The sequence below is a fragment of the Moellerella wisconsensis ATCC 35017 genome (assembly GCF_001294465.1).
Lineage (GTDB): Bacteria > Pseudomonadota > Gammaproteobacteria > Enterobacterales > Enterobacteriaceae > Moellerella > Moellerella wisconsensis.
Genome location: NZ_LGAA01000010.1, coordinates 193703 through 215468 on the forward strand (window position 1 = coordinate 193703; position 21766 = coordinate 215468).

The 21766-nt window shown below is 36.9% G+C and carries 19 protein-coding genes; 6 read left to right on the forward strand and 13 right to left on the reverse strand.

The features are described from left to right. Positions 1–64: 64 nt before the first annotated feature. Both hpaE and M992_RS15420 read right to left on the reverse strand, forming a co-directional pair. Positions 65–1531: a 5-carboxymethyl-2-hydroxymuconate semialdehyde dehydrogenase gene (gene hpaE / locus M992_RS05720; protein ID WP_053907704.1), complete on the reverse strand. Its 1467-nt coding sequence runs from the start codon at positions 1529–1531 to the stop codon at positions 65–67. Next, positions 1524–3008 carry a fumarylacetoacetate hydrolase family protein gene (locus tag M992_RS15420; RefSeq protein ID WP_248842490.1) on the reverse strand — a complete coding sequence of 495 codons (1485 nt, stop codon included), beginning with the start codon at positions 3006–3008 and terminating at the stop codon, positions 1524–1526. The genes hpaE and M992_RS15420 overlap by 8 nt, the downstream gene beginning before the upstream one ends. A gap of 468 nt (positions 3009–3476) precedes the next feature. Between M992_RS15420 and hpaR the strand changes: the two genes are divergently transcribed. Then, on the forward strand, positions 3477–3929 hold the full coding sequence (hpaR, locus tag M992_RS05730; RefSeq protein ID WP_053907705.1) for a homoprotocatechuate degradation operon regulator HpaR: 453 nt from the start codon (positions 3477–3479) through the stop codon (positions 3927–3929). Between the two features lie 84 nt (positions 3930–4013). Here hpaR and betT read toward each other — a convergent pair whose 3' ends face one another. The 3 genes from betT to M992_RS05745 all read right to left on the reverse strand — a co-directional run bounded on the left by betT (position 4014) and on the right by M992_RS05745 (position 7818). Further along, the gene (gene betT / locus M992_RS05735; RefSeq protein WP_053907706.1) at positions 4014–6017 is read right to left on the reverse strand and encodes a choline BCCT transporter BetT; all 2004 of its coding nucleotides are present in this window, start codon (positions 6015–6017) and stop codon (positions 4014–4016) included. 673 nt (positions 6018–6690) lie between these two features. After that, a complete protein-coding gene (locus M992_RS05740) occupies positions 6691–7125 on the reverse strand; it encodes a GNAT family N-acetyltransferase (RefSeq protein WP_053907707.1) in 435 nt (144 codons plus the stop codon). A 132-nt stretch (positions 7126–7257) separates the two neighbouring features. After that, positions 7258–7818, reverse strand: coding sequence for a hypothetical protein (locus M992_RS05745; protein WP_053907708.1), 561 nt, complete (start codon positions 7816–7818; stop codon positions 7258–7260). Between the two features lie 378 nt (positions 7819–8196). Between M992_RS05745 and M992_RS05750 the strand changes: the two genes are divergently transcribed. Next, positions 8197–8862, forward strand: coding sequence for a DUF421 domain-containing protein (locus M992_RS05750; RefSeq protein ID WP_053907709.1), 666 nt, complete (start codon positions 8197–8199; stop codon positions 8860–8862). 136 nt (positions 8863–8998) lie between these two features. Here the strand turns inward: M992_RS05750 and M992_RS05755 are convergent, their stop codons facing one another. Next, positions 8999–10708, reverse strand: a complete 1710-nt coding sequence (locus M992_RS05755; RefSeq protein WP_053907710.1) for a phosphoethanolamine transferase CptA — start codon at positions 10706–10708, stop codon at positions 8999–9001. Between the two features lie 724 nt (positions 10709–11432). Between M992_RS05755 and M992_RS05760 the strand changes: the two genes are divergently transcribed. From M992_RS05760 to M992_RS05775, 4 genes are all read left to right on the forward strand, one after another. Beyond that, the gene (locus M992_RS05760) at positions 11433–11678 is read left to right on the forward strand and encodes a helix-turn-helix domain-containing protein (protein WP_053907711.1); all 246 of its coding nucleotides are present in this window, start codon (positions 11433–11435) and stop codon (positions 11676–11678) included. A 255-nt stretch (positions 11679–11933) separates the two neighbouring features. Beyond that, entirely contained in the window at positions 11934–13106 is a 1173-nt protein-coding gene (locus M992_RS05765; RefSeq protein WP_053907712.1) for an ion channel, read from the forward strand. A gap of 47 nt (positions 13107–13153) precedes the next feature. Then, positions 13154–13537, forward strand: a complete 384-nt coding sequence (crcB, locus tag M992_RS05770; RefSeq protein ID WP_053907713.1) for a fluoride efflux transporter CrcB — start codon at positions 13154–13156, stop codon at positions 13535–13537. Between the two features lie 169 nt (positions 13538–13706). After that, positions 13707–14873 (forward strand): glycerate kinase family protein, encoded by a 1167-nt coding sequence (locus tag M992_RS05775; protein WP_053907714.1) that lies wholly within the window; start codon positions 13707–13709, stop codon positions 14871–14873. 75 nt (positions 14874–14948) lie between these two features. Here the strand turns inward: M992_RS05775 and ghrB are convergent, their stop codons facing one another. From ghrB to M992_RS05810, 7 genes are all read right to left on the reverse strand, one after another. After that, positions 14949–15923 carry a glyoxylate/hydroxypyruvate reductase GhrB gene (gene ghrB / locus M992_RS05780; protein ID WP_053907715.1) on the reverse strand — a complete coding sequence of 325 codons (975 nt, stop codon included), beginning with the start codon at positions 15921–15923 and terminating at the stop codon, positions 14949–14951. 103 nt (positions 15924–16026) lie between these two features. Beyond that, the gene (gene efeB, locus M992_RS05785) at positions 16027–17343 is read right to left on the reverse strand and encodes an iron uptake transporter deferrochelatase/peroxidase subunit (protein ID WP_053907716.1); all 1317 of its coding nucleotides are present in this window, start codon (positions 17341–17343) and stop codon (positions 16027–16029) included. Positions 17344–17354: 11 nt separating this feature from the next. Then, positions 17355–18245 (reverse strand): EfeM/EfeO family lipoprotein, encoded by an 891-nt coding sequence (locus M992_RS05790; RefSeq protein WP_053907717.1) that lies wholly within the window; start codon positions 18243–18245, stop codon positions 17355–17357. 54 nt (positions 18246–18299) lie between these two features. Further along, positions 18300–19145, reverse strand: coding sequence for an FTR1 family iron permease (locus M992_RS05795; RefSeq protein ID WP_053907718.1), 846 nt, complete (start codon positions 19143–19145; stop codon positions 18300–18302). A gap of 36 nt (positions 19146–19181) precedes the next feature. After that, complete coding sequence (locus M992_RS05800) at positions 19182–19517, reverse strand: cupredoxin domain-containing protein (protein ID WP_053907719.1); 336 nt, start codon at positions 19515–19517, stop codon at positions 19182–19184. Between the two features lie 128 nt (positions 19518–19645). Beyond that, positions 19646–20203 carry an iron transporter gene (locus M992_RS05805; protein WP_053907720.1) on the reverse strand — a complete coding sequence of 186 codons (558 nt, stop codon included), beginning with the start codon at positions 20201–20203 and terminating at the stop codon, positions 19646–19648. A 249-nt stretch (positions 20204–20452) separates the two neighbouring features. Next, on the reverse strand, positions 20453–21766 hold a 1314-nt coding region (locus tag M992_RS05810), incomplete at its 5' end, for an HPr family phosphocarrier protein (protein WP_147638157.1).

A 21766-nucleotide genomic window follows, 5' to 3' on the forward strand; every position in this document is an offset into this window, starting at 1 on the left:
CACCGAGGATAGCGGCACTGGCTGTGACGCGATATTTAAGCTAATCCCGTGGCGTGTATTAACGTTAAATGCCCCAACGTGGAATTGAGTGGTCACCCAATGAAATACAGACGTTTTTTATTTCAGCGAAAACATCAAAGCTATATTCCCCACCTTCACGTCCTACACCGGAGGCTTTTACCCCACCGAAAGGTTGGCGTAAATCACGAACGTTTTGGGTATTAACAAACACCATACCGGCTTCAATGCTGCGCGATAGACGCAGTATTTTGCTGACATCTTGAGTCCAAATATAAGACGCTAGACCGTATTCAATGTCATTGGCCATACGCAGACCCTCTTCTTCGGTTTTGAAGGGGATCAAGCAGGCTACAGGGCCAAAGATTTCTTCTTGGGCAACGCGCATTTGATTATTAACATCGGCTAGCACAGTAGGACGCAAGAAGTTACCGTTTTTCAAATGAGGAGGTAGATCGCTTGGTTTATCAGGACCGCCAGCTAATAATGTTGCGCCTTCTTCGATACCTAAACGAATATATCCCGATACTTTATCCCAATGTTGTTGGCTAATTAGCGCGCCAATTTGAGTTTGAGGATCATTCGGATCGCCCACTTTTAGACGATTAGCTCTCTCGGCAAAGCGTTTTACAAATTCGGGATAAATGCTTTCTTGAATGAAGATGCGCGATCCTGCGGTGCAGCGTTCACCATTAATGGAGAAAATAGTAAATAAAGCCGCATCTAGAGCGCGTTCGACATCCGCATCTTCAAAAATAAGCACTGGCGATTTTCCGCCTAATTCCATTGAATATTTTTTTAGGCCAGCATTTTGCATGATCATACGGCCTGTGGCGGTTCCGCCAGTGAATGAAACCGCACGCACATCGTTATGTTTAACCAATGCATCGCCTGCGGTGCTGCCATAACCTTGAACCACGTTTAATACGCCTGCCGGAATACCCGCTTCAAGCGCTAATTCGCCTAAACGATTAGCCGACAGCGGGGAGAGTTCAGACATTTTTAACACCGCTGTATTCCCTAACGCTAAGCAGGGAGCGGTTTTCCACGTTGCGGTCATAAATGGCACGTTCCAAGGTGAAACCAGTGCACATACGCCAACGGGTTGGATAAGCGTATAGTTCATCATTTTATCGTCGACAGGATAGGTTCTGCCGTTCATTTGCTGACATACTTCGGCAAAGAATTCAAAGTTATGCGAGGCGCGAGGGATCAATACATTTTTAGTCTGATGGATAGGTAAACCGGTATCGTTGGTTTCCATCTCGGCGATTTGCGGGACATGTTGATCAATTAATTCGCCAAGGCGACGCATTAAACGTGCGCGCTCTTTCATTGGCGTATTTGCCCATTTAGGGAAAGCCGCTTTGGCTGCTGCAACGGCTTGATTAACTTCATCTTGCCCACCAGAAGCGACCTCTGCAAGTACGTCACCAGTGGCGGGATTTGTTGTCGTAAAATAGTTTTTACTGGCGACATTTTTACCGTTGATCCAATGATTAATCTTAGTCATTACAGGCGCTCCTTTCAGTATTGTCACACGCGGGGGGATTATCTTGGCGGGCAATCACTTGGCGATAATCGTCTTCACTGATAATGTGGTTGAATAGGCGGCCAACGCCTTCGACTTCAACGATAACTTCATCGCCAGGTACGACGTCAGAAAGCCCTTTTGGGGTACCGGTAGCTATCATGTCACCCGGTTGTAATGTCATAAATTCGCTTAAATAAGCGATTAAAAAAGGAATATTAAAAATTAAATCAGCAGTAGTCCCACGTTGGCGTAATTCCCCATTAACATAAGTACTTAAGACTAAATTATGCGGATCGTTAATGTATTTTTTATCAATAATTACTGGGCCGATAGGGGTCAGCGTATCTCGGCTTTTGACGCGTAAGTTAGGGCGGTAATAGTTTTCCAAATAGTCGCGTATTGCATAGTCGTTACATAAGGTATAGCCAGCGACATAATCCATGGCATCGGCTTGTGAAACATTGCGGGCTGTTTTACCGATAACGACAACTAATTCGGATTCGTAGTGCATATATTCAATATTATCTGGGCGAACAGAAACTTGACGATGCCCAGTAAGTGAATTATCAGCTTTGATAAAAATTAGCGGCTCGACGGGGGAATTGAATGCTAATTCAGCTGCGTGATCGGCATAATTTAAACCTAAAGCAAATAAGGTGCCGCGTACCGGGGGCAAAAATTCTAACTGAGGATCATCGGCAGCGATTTGTTGCCCTGTTGGCAGAGTAATCGCGTCATTTTCTTCAACGGTGACCGTATATTCAGTTCCTTGGTAGCGAATTTTAGCTTGCCCAATCAGTACTGAGGGATCATCTTTTGGAGCATGTTTTTGTGTCGATTGTGCTATCACGTTATTGGTTAGGGTCGGAAAACCAGCTGCTTTAATTTGAATATTATCACCGGGGTGGATTGCTATACGTTGCTGTGGTGTGCCGATTAAAATCATATCGCCCGGTTTTAAGGTCGCAAAATCACTGAGTGCAGCCACTAATTGATTCACCGAACGAAGTAAATCTTTTGTGGACCAGCGATCGACTTCTTGTCCATTGATTTCAGTTACTATTTCTAATGTTTCTGGGAACGAAATATCGGCTATTTCCCCAATGGGACAAAAACCATCACGACATTTAGCGTTTATAGCTGGGCGATAAAAACTGGTCTCTGGTAGACTAACCTCGTTAGCTAGTGCATAGCCTGCGATGTAATCAGAAGCGTCATTAACACTGACTTTGCGGGCATTTTTGCCAATCACAATCGCGACAGTCGCACCACTTAAAACCTCTTCACCTGCAGGGTAAGGGATAACCTCGCCTGATTGGATAACGGTATTACGCGGTTTAATAAACCATACCGGTGTTTTTGGTAGGTTTTTATAAGGGGCTTGTTCAAAGGCATCATGCCAAAAATCAATTTGGCTTTGATGATTGAGAGCAACGGCAAAAACAGTGCCTTTCATTGACGACTCCTAATGCATGGTATGAGACTAGCCTCAAAAGTTATTAACATATTAATAAAGTAAATAATCGTGATTGGCAACAGATTAACTGATTTGTTAATTCTAATTGTGATCTCATTAACATTTCGCCAGCATCAAAAATAAATACAATTAAAAAACATTGAGTTATGATTATTTTGTATTTATTTTATTTTTTTATTTTAACTTTTCATTAATTAATATATTGATTTTAACTATTATTTATTCATTAATATTAAAGGCTTTATTCTTGGTGGTTGTTTATTGTGTATGCTAATCTCAGCACGATGAGGATCATTAAATCATCAGTATCTATACAGGGGCGCAAAATACTTAACGGGGGCGTAATATGCTTAAATTGCTGTGGAAATTTCAATGCAGCGGCGATTTGAAGTAACATGCTATAGATATTGAATGAGTCACTCTTTACACCTGATAGGCTATTAACTTATGCATGAATCATTGACCATTGCTTTACTTCAAGCCCGTGAAACCGCGATGAGTTTTTTTCGTCCGATCCTGAAATCCTATAATTTGACCGAACAGCAATGGAGAATTATTCGCGTACTCGCTGATAGTCGTTCAATTGATTTTCATGATTTATCGGTTAAAACCTGTATTTTACGGCCAAGTTTGACTGGAATATTAACGCGAATGGAACGTGATGGGCTTATTTTTCGTCTTAAGCCATTGAATGATCAACGTAAGCTATATGTATCCCTTACGCCGCAGGGGCAAGATTTGTATGATCATGCTCGGCAAGAAGTCGAAGCGGGTTATCAGTCTATCGAACAGGCTTTTTCTAGTGAGAAAATGCAGCAGTTGACTCAGCTACTCGATGAATTAATTACTTTGGATCGTGTTAATGATCAGCATGAAATAGAAAAAAATAATTGTGCATAATATGTGTAAAATAGAGGCAAAAAAATGCCGATGAATTAATCATCGGCATTTATAGTTTAACGTGGACAGCACAAATAATAGTAGTTATTTGCCCAGTATATGTAAGAAGTGAATATGTTTTTCATATTGGTCCAGGATATCATGAATAATTTGTTCTTTATTCCATCCCATAATATCGTAATCCTGACCACCTTCTTTTAAATGGATTTCAGCGCGATAGTATTTTTGTTCCTCATTTTTCTCATCATCGGTGTCATTCATTCCACTTAAGGCAAATGACGGCTGAATATAGTAGCGTAAGCGTACTTCATATAAGAAGTTCATATCATCGCCTAAGTCTACTTCCAGACCGATGCGCCCGTCGTCCTCATGATGAATGATGCACTCAGTTCCCTGTTTTTCTAGCTCTTGTGATACCAGTTCCATTGACGGCTGAACCACTTCATCAACAAAGCGTTTCACTTGTGAGCGTTTCGGGAAATAGACAATATTTCTTAGTCGACGCTGCCAAGGTATTGGTGTTCGACTACTGGTTGGTGCAATTGTTGCCAATTGTTGGCTATCACGTTTATAAGCATCGACACGCAGTGCTTTAAACAGACCATAAATGGAGGCTAATAGCACCATTGAGAACGGTAAAGCACTGGCGATTGTTAACGTTTGTAGGGCTTGCAGACCGCCCGCCAGTAACATCGTTATTGCGACTACCCCCATCAACGCTGCCCAGAAGATACGTTGCCAAATAGGCGTATTTGAATCACCGCCTGAAGCTAATGTATCAACAACCATCGCACCAGAGTCGGCAGAGGTCACGAAGAATACAACCACCATTATCATCGCCACGAAAGACAGGACGGTGGAGAATGGGAAATAGGTTAAAAAATCAAATAATGCAAGAGAAACATCCGTTTGAACAGTTTCGGCCAGTTGGGTGGCGCCTTTATTCATTATCAGATTGATTGCGCTATTACCGAAGATAGTCATCCATAAAAGCGTGAAACCTGCCGGAACGAATAATACACCTGTTACGAATTCACGAATGGTGCGGCCGCGCGAAATACGAGCAATGAACATCCCAACAAAAGGAGACCAAGATAACCACCATCCCCAATACAACAGTGTCCATCCCCCTAACCAATCGTTAGATTTTGGCTCATAGGCATATAAATTAAATGTTTTGCTAACTATTTCAGAAAGATAGCCGCCGGTATTTTCAACAAATGATTTCAGTAGCAGAACTGTCGGACCCAAAATTAGTACTAATACTAGTAATAAGAAGGCTAATCCGAGATTAAGTTCGGACAGAATTCTGATCCCTTTATCTAAACCAGACACTACCGATAGCGTGGCTAATGCGGTAAATAAGATAATCAAAGACACTTGAACCGTTGGAGTAACAGGTAAGCCAAATAGATGATTTAGTCCTGAGTTAACCTGTAATACACCGAATCCGAGAGAGGTAGCGACACCGAATACGGTACCAACGACGGCAAATACATCGACAGCATGCCCAATCGGTCCATAAATACGGTCACCAATAATAGGATACAGTGCCGATCGTAACGTCAGAGGTAAGCCATGGCGATAACTGAAGAAAGCTAATATAAGCGCAACTATGGCGTAAATAGCCCAGGCATGCAGTCCCCAGTGGAAAAAGGTCAGGCGCATAGCCTCTTTTGCAGCTTGTATAGTTTGTGCGTCGCCAGTTGGTGGATTAAGGTAGTGCATCACTGGCTCAGCAACACCGAAGAACATCAAGCCGATCCCCATACCTGCGGAAAATAACATGGCGAACCAGGAGATATAACTAAAATTAGGTTGCGCATGATCAGGGCCTAATTTAATTTGGCCATATCGGGAGAGTCCCAGATAAGTCACACTCAATAAGATGATAGCAACAGCCAGAATGTAAAACCAACTTGCATTCATGAACAGGTTTTGCTGAAGATGACTTAGATGAGATTCTGCTAATTCAGGTAGCAGTGCGGCGAACCCAACAATCAATAAAATAACGATAGCTGAGGAGTAAAAAACGGGGGGACTAATTTTTGAGCGTACTTTTTTTTCGTCAGTAGCATGTTGACTCATAAAATTTTTCTCTTTTTCTTGTTTTATTTACATATCAAACATATTGATATGAGAAACCCTTCTTAAATACGAATATCAGCTCACTTGTATATCAGTAAGATGATTTATTCGTAGACTCATGGTGGATATAGCATTATAAATAAGAATTATAAAATTTATTTATAATAATTAAGCTGCTCAAGAACTCTATATTCATACTATTGAGCGGGTAACGCAAAGAGTAAACAATAGTGTAGACTAATTAATTACTCTGTCAAAACGCGATGCATATTGCCATTTTATGCTGTAAAAATCAACTTTTAGTATTTTAGATGCTGAGTTGTTGTTTTATCATAATATATGATAAATAATATATTATAGAATTAATATTATTTACGTTGTTTTATATGTTAATATGATTATATATATAAGGATTAATCTAGTATTTAAGTTTAAATAGGGGCATAAGTAATATTGGTTATTAATGAAATTTATTTATGATAAGTTTATTTTGGCTAAACAATTGACAATAACTTTATATTATTGTTCATAATTAATATTACATTAATGTACAATTAAACGTATTAGCTATTTTGATTAATTGAACAGCCTATACCATAAAACTAGGCTGTTTATTGATGAATATGGGGATGAACACTATTCAGTTTATAGTGTAAATACAGTAGAAAAATAGCTATAATATGAGGCTCATTTTTATATGTTCCACTCCCTCTTCCAAATAGACCTCCCCATGGACTTGATAACCTAGACTTTCATAGAAAGCTTTTGCTGAACATTGAGCAGACAGTATCAGCTGATTAAAATTATTATTTCGAGCATAATTAGCAATGAAATCCATCAACATACTGCCAACGCCTTTGCCTCGATATTCAGCTAAAACGGCAACTCGACCAATTTTTAATTTACCATCTTGTTGATCCATTGCTCGGAGAACAGCGATAGGATTATTATTATCAAATAGAACCACATGCACAGCGGTCTCATCATATTGGTCAACATCGATTTCAGCAGAAAAACCCTGTTCGTCACTGAAAACAACACGGCGTAAATAAAATGCCTGCTGGATTAGCTCTGCTGATTGATAGCCTATACTGTATTTTATTTCCATTGGATGCCCTGAATAGAATGATGATGGTATAAATTGTAGCGGTTAGATTAACATAGTGAATTAAAAATAAAAAAGCGAATTGAAGTTATTCAATTCGCTTACTAGTAGAGATTAATTTAAAGAGTAAATTTATTATTTATTTTCTGATTTCAACTCTTCAGTTTTCTTTTTAGCGTCATCAGTTAGCTGGTCAGCTTTATTAATTGCATCCGTTTTAACATCCTGCGCTTTGTTAGATAATTCTGCACTTAGCTTGCTGGTGTCTTGTTTGATAGCGTCAGCCTTTTTTTCTGCATCTTTTTTAAGATCAGCTGCAGTATCTTTAGCGGAGTCAGTTAATTCATTGGCTTTAACTGATAGTTCATCGGCTTTTTTATCTGCACTATCTTTTAATTCGGTAGCTTTGTCCGCTATCTCATCAGCTTTTTTGTCAGCACTATCTTTTAATTCAGCTGATTTATCAGAAAGTTCATCGGCTTTTTTATCAGCGCTATCTTTTATTTCAGCCGCTTTATCTTTAGCACTATCCGTTAATTCAGCTGCCTTTTTTTCACCCGCATCTTTTACTTGTTCCGCATTTTCTTTAGCTTGCTGAACAGCATCATCGGCTTTATTTTTTGTTGTATCATCACAACCAGCGGCCATCGTGAACACACCTGCTAAAATTAAAGAACTTAAAATTTTCTTATTCATAGATAAACCCTTTCTATTTAAAATGATTTAACGAACTAAGCTATTTCAATATGTCAGACAATCACTTATTGCTGTCATTGGCTAAAAACTATAACCAATTAAGCACGATAAATATAGTCTATATTAGCAAAATCTGGCAAGCACACACTTTGGCGATTGCGATAAAGCAAGCTAAACTGATTGATTTTTCTTGTTATTGTCATAAATAGAGAAACTATTTATACTTAGTTACTGCTTTGATATATTATATATTTTGTTGTTTTTATATCAGTATTTTGATAAATAGTTCCATATAATAAAGACTAGATAATTGAATATACTCTATAATAGATTAAGATAATAGTTATACTAATATAATAGACTAATGGATGAGGTAAAATGACATATTATTATGCGCTAGTCATTGTTAAATTCTTTATCGGATTTACTATCGTGATAACACACATGAATTTATCCGGTAAAACTCAGTTATCCCAAATGACTCCGATTGATTTTATTGGTAACTTTGTTCTGGGGGGAATTATTGGTGGAGTTATTTATAGTGACAGTATCCCATTATATCAATATATTATCTTATTGTTTATTGGTGTGATTTTCATATCGTTACTTAATTATTTAACTAAAAAATTTAATTTTTTCCGTTCGGTTACCATTGGCGATCCAATTCCAATTATAAAGAATGGTAATTTTTTAATGGATAATATTTTAGAGAAAAGTAACAAAATAGATATTCTTAATCTAATTTCTCGCCTTCATGCTCAAGGGATCCACGCTTTTCAAGAAATATACTATGCTCAAATTGAGCCAGATGGTCAGTTAACGGTTATCTGTGATAAATCAAAAATGCCTTCAATTATTTTAATGAAAGATGGTGAGATCAGAGTCTCTGCATTAGATAATATAGGCAAAGATAAAGAATGGATGCAGCAGCAAATTAAAAAGCATAATATCCAAAAAACAGAAGACATATTTTTAGCTGAATATTGGAATGATAAAGTGAATTTTATTTTAACTGATGGGAAAATAAATCGAGTTAAAGAATAATAATCTATTTTGTGGTTGGTTATAACTGGTTGTCTTAACTCAATTTCAATGATGTATAATAATATTGCTACTCGACGAAATCCGCCGAGTAGCTTTAATAATTATTTATTCAATATAGATTTTTACGATGATATAACTATTTTGTGAGATCATCATATAGTCTCAGATTTTGTTTTTTACTCGGATCCCCAATATAGCGAGGTTGAGGCTGATAGTTATCATTGAGTAAACTCTTCTCAGGGATAAATCCATCGTAATTAAACCCAGCTAAATCACTCCATGTATAAATAAAATTCATATTGCTATATGGGCGCTGAGTTTTATTATCTAGATTGATATTATGATTTTCGAGCCATGCAGGCGAGCGCCAAATAATGAAAGGAATATTATACATTGGCTTAGTCGGTGAACCTTCATTTCTACCTAAAGTTTTATGGGGTTCAGTATCAAAAACTTCTTCTCCATGATCAGAAAAGTAAACTAGAAAACCATTGTCCTTTGTATTATCAAAATCTTTGATTAAACTTGATACTATATAGTCATTATAATGTTGGGCATTATCATAGGCATTATAGTCATCAAGATTTTCACCGCTTAAATTAGCTGGAACCGCATTATCTTTACCAGTAAAAATTTCTTTTTCCGGTGGATAACGGAATTGATATTTCATATGCGTACCTAGCAGATGAACTACAATAAATTTACGTTCTGCAGGATCGGCTAATGCTTCTTTAAACGGTGCAAATACAGCATCATCATAACTTCTGGAGCTTTGTGCCATATCGTTATTCAGATAATATTGTTTATCTGTTTGCCGTGAAAATGCCGTTAACATGGTATTTCTTTCGGTCATTGTCTGCTGATTAGTAATCCAAAATGTTTTAAACCCTGCCTGCTTCATTATATTCATTAACGAAGGACGAGTTTGATATAAATCAGGCTCTAGCTGATCGGCAAATGTTAGGGTCTGCTGTAATGTTTCAATGGTATAAGGGCGAGGAGTAACAACATCAGTAAATGCGGTTAAATTTTGTGGATAATCACTTTTTAATTTGTCTAATTCAGGTGTAGTTTGGCGTGCATAGCCATATAAGCTCATTCTATCACGGCTGGTTGATTCACCAATTACTAATACTAATGTCTCAGATTGGTTAGCATTATTATCAATGAAATTAGTTAATGGAGGTATTTTACTATTATCATTGATAAGCTCTTCCATATTAGCCAGTTGATGCTTATAAAGATAGTAACCACTAATAAATTGCCATGGGGTTGCATAGGCCAATTTACTGTTTACATATGCAACAACTCTACTCAGCGGTTGGTTGTTTTTTATTCCTTTATTATAATAAGGAATACCAAAAAGTACGCTAAGAATTAATATCGAGCTAATCCATTTTCCTGATGTTGGTAAATAGACCGGTTTTATTTTTCGCCAAAGTAATAATGCGCCTAGAGCATATATCAATAATATGCCTATAACTTTAAAGCTGAGATATTGAGTTAAGAACTCACCGGCCTCATTGGTATTAGTTTCAAAGATGATAAACAACACACTTTGTGAAAATTGTTGTCCATAAACGATGTAATAAGCTAATGCAACTGATGATGCTAGCCATAATATGATGCCTATAATACCGGTAACTAGTTTTATGCGTTGAGGGAACAGTAACGCTGGAATTAACCATAATGTACTATAAAGCAATGAATCTCTTAATCCGATAGAATTACTTTGTCCACTGATGACAATATAAATCTGGATCAAAGATGAAAAATACCAGAAAAAAATCAGTAGCCATATTAGGCTAGACCAGCTGAATTTTTGCTTTTGATAAGAGTTAACCATAATATCCTAGCTTAAATTAATCTTCAATTTTATCTGAGGGTTAAGATCATTAACTTCATGTGCTTCATGTGGCTCACATTGAAGTTTCACTGATCTAGCTTAGTTTGATTTATTTACATAAAGCTAAATAAGCTAGCCATAATACAACTTGACGTATCATTGTGATAGTTTTTTATCATCGTACTCTTAGAGGAAAAATCCTAATAATTATTTTTAAATAATCTTGACTCTCGTTATTTTTAATTTTTATTTTTTTACTGTTTGAAACTAAATAAATTATTATCTTATGCTATTTAACTACTAGTTATATTATTTGTATTTTATAATGTAAATTAATATGTTTTTTAATTTACTTGTTTTCCATGTTATATAGTATTACTTTTGGATAAAGCATTTAAAGTAATAATTATTTTTTTATATTCAAAGTATTTATTATTTTTATTTTTTAAATATGTTTAAATTGATTATTTAAAATATCTTTTTATTTTAATAAAATTAATGTTTAATTTTTTTCATAGATTAATCCTATCAATAATTGATAATTATATGGTATAAGTGATTTTACTTAATTATTAGGTATGTATAGTATCGCAAATAGCTCTAAAATTATTATTTCATCTGTTATGTAATTGAAAATATTAATTTAAATTAATATATCTATTATCTGTTCTATTTATAAGTAGTTATTAGTAAATTTTATTTTCATCAGAAATTGAAGGGATTTATGATTAAAAATGAAAATACTTTGTATCGACATATCTCTTGTTTAATTAGAAACGCGCGTAAGGAAAAGAAAATTTCTGGTGCCGATATGGCAAAAAAATTAGGGATTAGCCAACAACAATATTCACGTTATGAACGTGGCGTTAATAATTTAAAATTATGGAATTTATTAAGAATAATTAAAATTCTTAATATTGAAATAAAAGAAATTATCGATCACATAGATAATGATGAATTAGATAAATAGATAATTTATTATAATGTTAATTTTTTATTATTGTTCGTAATAAATACAATCATAAAAAGAAGAGTGAATCAGATTTCATTTTATCTCTGATTACGGTAACGTAACGACTACATTTAGTGAAATTTAGTGTTGTAACTAGCAGCAAAGGCTAGATTTATAGATGTGTATCCTAATGCTGCATTTAACATTGAGTAAGTTTTTTTCATGTAGTGCTACGAGTCGCTGTACTGGCTGTTCTTTTTATGAGCATAAATTATGTTATCTAATCCTATTATTATATTTTTTAAGCGTTTTGTTAGTATTCGATTATTGCTATCAGTATTGATTATTGCTGATGGTTTTTTAATTATCAATCCGATACTTAATACTTATACTGCATATATTGATTGGCGAGCTAGTGGATTTACAGAATGGCTTAAATCATTAGGTATCATGAAACTACTTGATATACCTAGATTTATTCTCGGTATTTCATTAATTTTCCTTTCTTTCTTTATGTTAACTGGAGCCAGAGTTGCCTGGTTATTTGCAGCTTTCTTGTTAGCCATAATGACCTTTTTAGATCTTAGAGTTGCTCAGGAGCATATTGCTCAAGGTTGGTTTTCTTTAGCCTTATTTATATCTTTAGGCATATTCTGGAAAAAATATCCCCATCATAGTTTAACCAGCGCCGGTTTTGTTGCGGTTATCTGTATTGTTGCATTACTTATTTATTCTATTTTTGGTACGCTTTATATAGGGACTGAGTTTTCTCCAAATATTAAAGATGTTCCTACCGCCTTATATTTTGCTTTAGTCTGTATGACGACGGTTGGATTTGGCGATATTGTACCGATATCCGTTGATGCCCGAATGTTTACTGTTACGGTGATTATTTTTGGAATTACTATATTCACCACCTCGGTGGTTTATGTCGTTGGTGTTGTGGCAAAAGGTACGCAAGAAATTGTACGTAAAAGGTTATCTCATATGAAAGATCATTATGTCGTTATCGGTAGCACGCCCTTGGCTATTCATCTTTATAACGGATTAAAACAACGTGGTTTACCGGTCGCGGTATTATGCCGAGAAGAATATCGTCGTGATTTTCCAGAAAAAGATAATATTATTACTGGGGATCCTTCTAATACGGATATTTTAAATGCGGCTTATATAAAAACGGCGAAAAGTATTTTGATCATGACCGATAATGATGCGTTAAATACGTTTACTTTTCTTGCTACTAAAGAACTAGCTTTGCCAACAGCTAAGATCATGGTAATGGTCAATCAAGATGATAATATGGATAAAATTCGTCGTTTACATCCGGATATGATGTTTTCATTATCTTCACTAAGCGCACAAATATTAATGAAAATGCTCTGTGGTGAAACTATTACTAATAGCGTCATCGATGATTTTTTGATTAATAATGTGGTTGAAAAATAGATAATAAAAACTAAATCATAAAAAAATAAAATAAGCTCAGGTAGAAAATGTTTAATATGATAATAGCAGTCTCTATTGGTTCGGTTATCGGGGGATTGGGGCGTTGGTTTTTAAGTTTAAAATTGAATTCTTTGATTACCTTATTACCTTTAGGGACTTATTTATCCAATGTTATTGCCGGATATATTATTGGTTTTTCTTTTGCTTTTTTTTCTCAACAAACCACACTCACTCCTGAGTGGCGTTTATTAATAATGACCGGATTGTGTGGTGGGCTCTCGACATTTTCAACATTTTCTCTTGAGGTGATGCTGTCTTTCCAAGAGGGAAAAGTAGCTCAGGGAATATTTGAGATATTTATACATTTATCGAGTTCATTATTAATGACTTATTTAGGGATATTAAGCTATAACCTATTTCAAAGTAAGTAATTGATATTAAATGTGTATTATTAATAAAGTCTTCATTAATTGACATTCTTCCGCTTGAATTTATCTTCTATTATTATCACCTTCTAAAAATATAATTTGGCATATAATTATACTATCGTGAGCTATCGAATTTAAATCGAGTCTTATATCGCATATCGCAAGGAAAAGAATGAAAATTATAATTGCTCCTGATTCATTCAAAGAAAGTATGAGCGCTAAGCAGGCAGCTCAAGCGATTGAACGTGGATTTCGTCGAGTTTATCCGGACGCTGACTATTTTTGTTTTCCTATTGCAGATGGCGGTGAAGGCACAGTGGATGCCTTAATTTCGGCCAATAATGGGCAAAGAGTCGAGATCCAAGTTACAGGACCGCTAAATAAACCAGTAGATGCCTATTATGGTATTTTGCACAAAGGAACCTTAGCTGTCATTGAAATGGCTGCGGCGAGTGGATTAATGTTAGCACCTGCGGCGCAACGGAATCCATTAGTGACGACGAGTTTCGGAACGGGTGAGTTAATCAAACATGCGCTTTCTCTTGGTGTTCAGCAGATTATATTGTGTGTCGGTGGTAGTGCTACAGTAGATGGTGGGATGGGCATGATGCAGGCGCTGGGAATAAAATTTTATGATGCTGAGCATAATCAGCTAGGATTAGGCGGACAATATTTACAATTAATTGATTATATTGATGACTCCCAGCTTGATCCTCGATTGAAAAAGATACAGATTCAGCTTGCCTGTGATGTCAATAATCCCCTGGTCGGCCCACAAGGAGCGGTTAATATATTTGGTCCTCAAAAAGGTGCGTCCCCAGCGATGGTCGATCAATTAGAACAGGGAATGAATAATTTCGCTGATGTTATCGAAAAAATAACGGGTGTCGATTATCGGGCTTATCCTGGAGGGGGGGCCGCGGGCGGATTAGCTATGGCAGCGATTGCTTTTATGAATGCTTTGGTTACCTCGGGTATTGAGTTGGTTATGCAGGCATCAGGTCTTGCTACCGCATTGGCTAACGCAGATTTAGTTATTGTTGGTGAGGGGAGTATGGATGGTCAGTCAGTAGCAGGAAAAGCACCGATTGGCGTTGCTCTTGAGGCTAAAAAGTACGCTATTCCGGTGATTGCATTAAGCGGTATGCTTGGTGATGATATTGAGGGTTTATCTCAGCATGGTATCGATGTGGCATTAAGTATTTTGCCCCGATTAAGTTCCTTACCTAATGCATTGATTGCAGGGGAAATTAATCTGGAGTATGCGGCGCAGCAAGTAGCGCAGTTATTACGCCTTGGCAGTATGTTAGGTGGCGCTACAAAGGTATTGATGGACTGATAAATATTGCGAAAAAGTGGACAGATTGCAGAGAGATAATTTGCTCAGCTGCAATCTTATATCGATATTAATTTTTTAGGCATCAATGACTTGAGGATTAACACAATTCTCATGTAGCTGACCGGCAAAAGCTTTAATTAAATTATCAACCGCGCATTCTTCCATCGCATAGCGGGTTTCATGGGTTGCAGACCCAATATGTGGTAGGCAAACTACATTGTCTAATTGCAACAGCTCAGACGATTTATCTAAGGGCTCTTGAGCGAACACATCTAACCCAGCGGCTTGTATTTGATGCGTTTTTAACGCTTCAATTAATGCAGCTTCGTCAACCGTTTTTCCTCGCCCTGTATTGATCAGAATGGCACTTTTTTTCATTAATGCGAGCTGCTGACGACCAATTAAATGTTCTGTTTTTGCGGTTAATGGCACGGTTATGCATACAAAATCAGACTGTGCCAGTAAATCCGCTAGCTCACAGTAATGCGCATCCATCTGTTGCTCTATTGGCAGGGATTGATGATTGGAATAATAGAGTATTGGCATTCCAAATCCATGATATGCACGCTTGGCTATCGCTTTACCGATTCGACCCATGCCGATAATTCCTAGCGTTTTATGGTGAACATCACAACCAAACCAATCTGCATCAATGTTATCTGTCCATTCCCCTTTGTTGACACGCTCAGCAACGGTTAGCGCGTTGCGTGCAGCCATTAGCATCAGCATTATGGTGGTATCAGCCACAGTTTCTGTGAGTACGGTAGGGGTATGGGTGAGCAAAATTTTATTATTGTTTAGAGCATCGACATCAAAATTATCGTAACCAACGGAAATTGTTGATGCGACTTTTAAATGAGGCGCTATTGCTAACAGATTTTTATCCACGTTTTGGCCAGAACCAAGTAGTCCTTGGGCATTAGCCAGAACTTGGATGACCTTTGGATCGCTTAAATCTAAGTTATCTAAGAGTTGTACATCAAAATGTTGCTGTAGCCGTTTAATTAGATTATCGGGTAATTTTTTGTACAGAGCGATTATCGGTTTCATTTGATGCTCCAATTTATGGTTTTTAAGTCTGAATTTTCTCAAGGATTAATTATGATCCATTGTATTATTATTTCATTGATTCAGTTTAGCTTTCTTTGGTTAATTATTTTTGGCTGGTTGCCGCAAACAAGTTCTCAGCTAGCGAGTTTTTCACACTCTCAATCCCTGGTAATACAAAATAATAACCGCCTCCAAAAGGTTTAATATAACGCTCTAGAGGTTCACCATTTAGACGTTTTTGGGTATCAATAAAACCAGTTTTAAGATTTTTTTGATAAGAAACAAAAATCAAACCCATATCTAATAAGCCACTGTTAGTGAGACCGAGAGAATAACTGTAGCTGCGACGGCGCAATTTAGCACTATGCCGATGTGGATTACGAGGCTCTGCTCGGCGCATGTGAGAATCAAATAAAATGCGATCACCGTGAGGATCCTGTTCAAATTCTGGCGGATCCATCTCATGTTTCATTCCAATCGGTGCGCCGGTAGTTTTATGGCGGCCAAAATCATTTTCCTGATCTTCAAGCGGTGTTCTATCCCAAAATTCTAAATTAAAGCGGATCAGTCGGATAGCCTGATAAGTTCCCCCAGTACACCACGTCGGTTCTTTGCTACCGGAGGTTATCCAAATAAGATCATCCATCAATTGATTATCAGAAGAAGGGGCATTGCCAGTTCCATCTTTAAAGCCAAATAAATTAATCGGTGTACTCTTATTTTCAATATCTCGCGCTGGTAAGAAGCCATCTATTTTCCATAATGGAGCTGCATAAGGCGTGATATATTTTAATATATCCCTTAAAGCATACAGAGTACTTTCTTTGCTGTTGGCGCAAATCTGTAACACGATATCGCCACCACACCACTGTTTTTCTAGACGATCGTTGGGAAAGCTGGTCATTTCAGTCAAGTAATATGGTTTTTGAGATTGAAATCCGAAACGATCGTCAAATATAGAATTTCCTAAAGACACGGTGATGGTTAAAGAATCAGGCTGTAAATATGAGCCTAAAATGCCAGACTCGGCAGGGGGCATTTTATCATTCAGATCAGCAGGAAGCTGCTGAGTTTGCGTCAAAAATGCAATTCGTTGGGTGAGTAGCTGAAACAGTCGTTTAACTTCATCGCGGTGTTTTGTCGTAATATTTAATGCAATGAAAATCGCCTCTTTTTGTTCGGGCGTGATAACTCCCGCTTGATGCTGCCCTTGATAGTTAATTTGTTGATCGAACCGGGCGGTTTTATTGGTTTCTGAGGTTTTTTCTGGTTCACTGGTTTTAGCCAGTAATGATGGGCTAGCAATGGCTAATCCACCTAGCGCCAGTGTTTTAAGTGCTTGACGACGCGAAGTATTGATAGGCTGCTGGAGCTCCAAACGGTGCTGGTGGGATATTTTAGATAATTTATTGGGTAGCATAAGTCAATGTCCTAATATTTATAATATACATCAACATCCATTTGCGCCCTAAGCTCAGCTAATCGTTCCGCTTGTTGTGAAATAAGCGAAAAAAGATCCATTTTATCGTGCTGTGAAAGTTTAGAGTAAAGCTGGTATGTATTATTTGTTAATCGATAATTATCGAGTATTCTATTGATAGCTGCATAATTACGAGTCAATGAAGTTAAGGTATCTTTATTAATAAAAGGGGTTATAAGCCCAATTATTTTTTCTGAACCCGCAATATTTGCCGCAATATCGGTGATGTCTGATTGGCTATAGAGTTGCTCTTTACCGGCTAATTTAGTTTCGAGTATCATTTCCATAAAATCAGCCGAAGCTTGAACTAATTTTGGTATTTCAATGCTCTCAGTAGCCATGCGTTTTCTTAAATCTTTGGCTTTGGTGAGTAATTCTTCTGTCGATGGGCTTGCTAACGTAAGATTTTTTTGGTCGAATAAAAAATATTCAACACGATGAAAACCAATAAAACGATAATCTTGCTCACGTTGTAAATAATAGTCAGCGGTCGAGTTCATTACTCGGTCGGTATTACCAAATAACATAATAATTGGGCGTATTGTTTCATAATATTGATGTGCCGAAATATACGCTATTTGCGCATCCATCAGTTGTTGCTGATTAATTGCCCGTTGTAAAATATCTAATTGTTGGATCATGAGATCTAACTGAGCAATTACATAGCTCATATAATGGCTAATAATGGATTGATATTTGATAGGCGTTGGAATATCGCCTTTGGCAATAATAATTTCATCGCCAGTTTGCACTGGCGATCTAAGCGCTTTACTGTTGGCTGTTGTTGATAACAGACTCAATAAAATGACCGAACTAATTGTTTTCACTATTTTATTATTCATACTCTTACCGCATTATCGACTATCTAATTTATCTCATTAACTTAAATTGTTAGCTTACTGGACTGATTTATTGCGAGGTTGGCTGCGATAAAATAGCCAGCTAATAATAACCCAGTAAAGGATAAAAGTAATAACACTTAAACCAATAGGTTGGGCGCGATAGGCAAAGAATGAAGCGATAAAATTGCCGCTGATAGTTGAATCATCGAGAATATTAGTAGTGTCCCAGACGGGATAAATTAAGAAGTCAGGTAAGACTATATCGTATTCCAATAGCAGGTTAGCTATTCCTTCCATACCTCTTAATAACAGCGATAATGCGAGGAATAATAAGATAATTCCGGTAATATTAAAAAATATTTTCCAAGAAATTAATCGATAAGTCAGCAAGAAAATATACAGTGTTAACGCTGCAATGATAATCCCGCCGATGACCTCCGTGAAGAAAGAGGGGGCGGTTTCGGCATTTAATCCCATGATAAAGCTAGAAAGGAACACAACTATCTCGCTGCCTTCTCTTGCAATCGCGATGGCAATAATAAATAGCGCTCCCCACCATGAATGTCGCTCTGCATTTCGGCTAATACCTGCCTCAATACTGGATTGCATTGAACGTCCGTTTTTATTCATCCAGTAAACCATTTGTACGATCAAAATAGCGGCAAAAATTTCCATAAAGATCATAAAAAAGGATTGGCCTGTATCATCTAATACATTGAATACGCCATAAATTAACAGCGCGAGTATAATCGATAATACGATGCCAAGCGCTACACCACCCCATAAAAATTTTATTCCGGTACCAGCATCTGGATGACGTTTAATCCACGCATAAATAATGCCGATAACAAGTAGCGCTTCAAAGCTTTCGCGCCATACTACAAACAGGATTTGACCCATAACTGTTCCTACTTACTTTGGTGAGTTCTTATTATGTTATTTAGCAATGATCTCGCCTTTAGGATGCGATAAATGAAAATCATCGAAGAAGGAGTAAGTCCCTGGTTTCAAAGGGGCAATGACTACAACTGAACTTGCACCTGGGGCGAGAACTTTTTCTTTTCTAAGTTGGGTACTTTCAAATTCAGCGGGTTCAGTGCCTGTATTGGTAATTTTTATCCGAATAATTGTTTTGGCTGGGACTTCGAGCACTCTGGGGATTAGATCACCGTTTTTCATTTCTAATTCGACGGTATATTTTTCAGCGGCAATTGCTTGGCATGCCATAAAAAATGATATGAATAACAATAGATAAGGTACTGATTTTCTCATTTTACACGTCCGAGAAATGAGGAAGGGAAAAACATTATAGTTATTTATCAAGCTGATTCTGAATAGAAACACCCATCGTTATCAATAAAATAAACGACGGGTATTATCTAACTTAATACAAAATATGATCAATAACTGCCTTTACGACCTACGCCTGCATAGTCAAATTCCCAAGAGGTTTCAAAGGGTTTAAACCATGGAGCGACACCTGTTTCTTTATCAATATGGCGACCAAAGGCGACATTCTTGTTATAAGAAGGCGGTAAGATTTTATAAGTTACGCGATATTTACCGAAACCATTTAATTTAACGTTTTCACCATAATGAGGGCCGTCACTTGCCACCATCGGCATAAAGGTACCGGATTGCGTTTCTGGTTTGTCGCCTAACTTAGTAACGGTGTATTCAATGGTCAGATAAGGGATCCAATCGCCTTCTGCGAAACCGTTAGGATTATCTTCAACAGCATGAATATCTGCTTCTAAATGGACATCAGCTTTATCAGCCGCAAGGTGTGCAGCTGCATGATGTCCTTCTTCTGTATCCATAGTAATCGGTTGTAAATAGACGCCTTGGATTTCCATGCCATCTTTGATAACAGGTTGACCCATAGGGTATTCTTGTGCAAAGACCGATGCAGAAAAGAACACGAGACTTGAAACAGCAACTTGATAAGCAGGTTTCATAATTATTCCTTGCAATATGATTTTTATATTTTGGAATGGCAATGATAATCATTATTATTGCTAAATATCAAGATGAAATTCACATATTTTAATTATTGTTAAATAACTGATATTAATTAGTTAGTTAACTTTCTTTAATAATTAAGCCAATAGATATTATATGAAAAGGTAATATTATATTTATTGGCTATTTGTAGGGAGAGATTGCATTAAACTATCGCTTATTCGTTTATTGCTAGCTAAAAGTAATTATGAACGAATACTGAGCGATAATTTTTGTAGGTTGATGATTAATTGCCTATTATTTTGAATCGACAATATTTTATCCCCTAAATTTACCAGTATTGGTATCCCCATTTTTTGGGCGATAATTGCGGTATGTGCATAGGGTGAGCTATCACTTAGTGCTATACCTATAATATTAGAGCAAGCTAACTGAATGATCTCTGAAGGATAAAGTGTGTCTGAAATTAGAAGAGTAGGATGTTCGAAAGGGGGAAACTGTGTTTTTTGTCCGGTTAAACTCAATAATAATTGCCGTCTTAAATCATCAATATCAAGATATCTGGCTTGTAGATAATTATCGTTAATTTGTCGATATTGCGCAGAGATATCAGCAAATACTTTATCTATTGCGGTATACGCGTTGGCTTGATGTTGTTCTATATATTGATTAAGTTGCTGGATAATTTCCTCATCAGATAATAAGGCAATATGGCCGTGAAAGATTTCAGCAATTGACGTTCCATACATCTTCTTCGCATGTTGCGCTATTAAATTTAAGTTGTGGCTAACGCGAGTTAGTGCCGTCGTCAGTTGCTGCTTCGCTAATTTACTTTGCTGATCGACTATTGTACTGATAGATGATGGTTTAGAACGTGTCCACTGAAAAGATAGCCCGGAGACTATAGGCTCGATAGCTTTTTGACCATAAAATAGGGTGGTTGAATTATCTAATGATTCTCCAAAATTGTTGGCAGCTAATATTTTGAAGGCGTTAATCGCCTCCTCAGATTGATTGCCGCTGGCGATTAAATTAATTTGATCACCTTGGCGTATCTGCAATAAAGCAATTTGATTCATATTCTTAGGATTAACTTGTTGCGATCCTTTTTCTAAAATTAATTGAGCATCAAATGGCGTTAATACAGCAGCAATTTTTGCCGCTGGTCGAGCATGTAATCCGTTAATATTTCGCACTACCCATAGATAATTAACACTATTCTTAATATCTATATTTTGAGTATTGATATTATCAACACAAAGGGGAGCGATGTTTGAATGTATTGTGAGATCACCTAATTGAGCTTGCTTAGCGATTAATGAATTTTCAGCATCAGACAAAAGTGTATCGATAGAGATATTTATCTTGGAAGATGCGGCAACGGTGATAGCAATAGCACCTTCAACAATCGGGGCAGCACAGAAATACGTTTTTGCTGCCAGATCTGTAGACAATAATTCTACTGCTGTTTGAGCACTGAGAACCGCACTGCCTAAATCCATTAATAAAATAATCGCATTAGCATCAGACAATGCTTCTATAGCCTCCATGACTCGTAT

Coding starts and splice junctions, on each gene's coding strand:
- hpaE (WP_053907704.1), bottom strand. CDS start 1,531: ATGACTAAGATTAATCATTGGATCAACGGTAAAAATGTCGCCAGTAAA.
- M992_RS15420 (WP_248842490.1), bottom strand. CDS start 3,008: ATGAAAGGCACTGTTTTTGCCGTTGCTCTCAATCATCAAAGCCAAATT.
- hpaR (WP_053907705.1), top strand. CDS start 3,477: ATGCATGAATCATTGACCATTGCTTTACTTCAAGCCCGTGAAACCGCG.
- betT (WP_053907706.1), bottom strand. CDS start 6,017: ATGAGTCAACATGCTACTGACGAAAAAAAAGTACGCTCAAAAATTAGT.
- M992_RS05740 (WP_053907707.1), bottom strand. CDS start 7,125: ATGGAAATAAAATACAGTATAGGCTATCAATCAGCAGAGCTAATCCAG.
- M992_RS05745 (WP_053907708.1), bottom strand. CDS start 7,818: ATGAATAAGAAAATTTTAAGTTCTTTAATTTTAGCAGGTGTGTTCACG.
- M992_RS05750 (WP_053907709.1), top strand. CDS start 8,197: ATGACATATTATTATGCGCTAGTCATTGTTAAATTCTTTATCGGATTT.
- M992_RS05755 (WP_053907710.1), bottom strand. CDS start 10,708: ATGGTTAACTCTTATCAAAAGCAAAAATTCAGCTGGTCTAGCCTAATA.
- M992_RS05760 (WP_053907711.1), top strand. CDS start 11,433: ATGATTAAAAATGAAAATACTTTGTATCGACATATCTCTTGTTTAATT.
- M992_RS05765 (WP_053907712.1), top strand. CDS start 11,934: ATGTTATCTAATCCTATTATTATATTTTTTAAGCGTTTTGTTAGTATT.
- crcB (WP_053907713.1), top strand. CDS start 13,154: ATGTTTAATATGATAATAGCAGTCTCTATTGGTTCGGTTATCGGGGGA.
- M992_RS05775 (WP_053907714.1), top strand. CDS start 13,707: ATGAAAATTATAATTGCTCCTGATTCATTCAAAGAAAGTATGAGCGCT.
- ghrB (WP_053907715.1), bottom strand. CDS start 15,923: ATGAAACCGATAATCGCTCTGTACAAAAAATTACCCGATAATCTAATT.
- efeB (WP_053907716.1), bottom strand. CDS start 17,343: ATGCTACCCAATAAATTATCTAAAATATCCCACCAGCACCGTTTGGAG.
- M992_RS05790 (WP_053907717.1), bottom strand. CDS start 18,245: ATGAATAATAAAATAGTGAAAACAATTAGTTCGGTCATTTTATTGAGT.
- M992_RS05795 (WP_053907718.1), bottom strand. CDS start 19,145: ATGGGTCAAATCCTGTTTGTAGTATGGCGCGAAAGCTTTGAAGCGCTA.
- M992_RS05800 (WP_053907719.1), bottom strand. CDS start 19,517: ATGAGAAAATCAGTACCTTATCTATTGTTATTCATATCATTTTTTATG.
- M992_RS05805 (WP_053907720.1), bottom strand. CDS start 20,203: ATGAAACCTGCTTATCAAGTTGCTGTTTCAAGTCTCGTGTTCTTTTCT.